Origin of the sequence: Pseudoalteromonas sp. Of7M-16 (assembly GCF_022347805.1) — a bacterium.
Taxonomy (GTDB): Bacteria; Pseudomonadota; Gammaproteobacteria; order Enterobacterales; family Alteromonadaceae; genus Pseudoalteromonas; species Pseudoalteromonas luteoviolacea_F.
Genome location: NZ_JAKRFY010000064.1, coordinates 1 through 1,547 on the forward strand (window position 1 = coordinate 1; position 1,547 = coordinate 1,547).

Annotated in this window: 2 protein-coding genes; both read right to left on the bottom strand. The window is 46.2% G+C overall.

Features of this window, described 5'->3' with window-relative positions; all coding sequences use genetic code 11:
- On the bottom strand, nucleotides 1-396 hold a 396-nt coding region (locus MHN81_RS27975; RefSeq protein WP_239427381.1), incomplete at its 3' end, for a carboxypeptidase-like regulatory domain-containing protein.
- Nucleotides 378-1,547: MSCRAMM family adhesin SdrC (locus tag MHN81_RS27980; protein ID WP_239427382.1), on the bottom strand; the 1,170-nt coding region annotated here is incomplete at its 5' end. The genes MHN81_RS27980 and MHN81_RS27975, both read right to left, overlap by 19 nt.

The window sequence follows — 1,547 nt, forward strand, 5'->3', positions numbered from 1 at the left end:
GTCTTTTAACAGCGCATCATTAGAATCGACAACGCCATCCTGATCCACATCGAAGAACACAGTACCAGCAATAGACTTCTCACCAGCCTTTGGCTTTTCAGTAAAACGGATCGCAGGGGTTGGATCTGTGCCCACCACCACTTTGGCGACATTGCTTACTACAGCCGCACCTGTGCCAATATAGCGATTGCCGGTTTGGTAAGTGGCACTTGGCGTCTGCGTGATGGTGTAACCATCCGCGTTTGATTCAATCAGGCCTGTAAAGCTGAACTCACCGTTGGCATTGGTCGTTACACTCTGATTTATTGCCTGACCATATTTATTAGTACCAGTGATTGTGACCTTGATGTCTTTTAACAGCGCATCATTTGAATCAACTACACCGTCCTGATCCACATCGAAAAACACAGTACCAGCAATAGATTTATCACGATATAACGATTACCCGTTTGGTAAATCGCACTTGGTGTTTGTGTAATAGTATAACCATCAGCATTAGATTCGATTAAACCAGTAAAGCTGAACTCACCGTTGGCATTGGTTGTTACACTCTGATTTATTGCCTGACCAAACTTGTCCGCGCCCGTGATTGTGACTGTAATGTCTTTTAACAGCGCATCATTTGAATCGACAACGCCATCCTGATCCACATCGAAGAATACAGTACCAGCAATCGACTTCTCACCAGCTTTTGGCTTTTCGGTAAAGCGGATCGCAGGGGTAGGATCTGTGCCCACCACGACTTTTGCGACATTGCTTACTATGCCTGCACCTGTGCCAATATAGCGATTGCCGGTTTGGTAAGTGGCACTTGGTGTTTGTGTGATGGTATAGCCATCTGCATTTGATTCAATCAGGCCTGCAAAGTTGAACTCGCCGTTGGCATTGGTCGTTACACTCTGATTTACTGCCTGACCATATTTATCCGTGCCCGAAATTGTGACCCTGATGTCTTTTAACAGCGCATCATTTGAATCGACCACACCGTCCTGATCCACATCAAAGAACACAGTACCAGCAATAGACTTATCACTGGCCTTTGGCTTTTCTGTAAAGCGGATCGCAGGGGCTGGATCTGTGCCTACCACTACCTTGGCGACATTGCTCACTATGCCAGATTCAGTACCGATATAACGATTGCCGGTTTGGTATGTGGCACTCGGTGTTTGCGTGATGGTATAACCATCCGCATTTGATTCAATCAGGCCTTCAAAGCTGAACTCACCGTTGGCATTGGTCGTTGTTGTGGTATTTACTGCCTGACCAAACTTATCCGTGCCCGTGATTGTGACTGTGATGTCTTTTAACAGCGCATCATTTGAATCGACAACGCCATCTTGATCTACATCGAAGAATACAGTACCAGCAATCGACTTCTCACCAGCTTTTGGTTTTTCGGTAAAGCGGATCTCAGGCGTTGGATCTGTGCCCACCACCACTTTTGCAACATTGCTCACTACACCAGATTCAGTGCCAATATAGCGATTGCCGGTTTGGTAAGTGTCGCTTGGTGTTTGTGTGATGGTATAGCCATCTGCATTTGATTC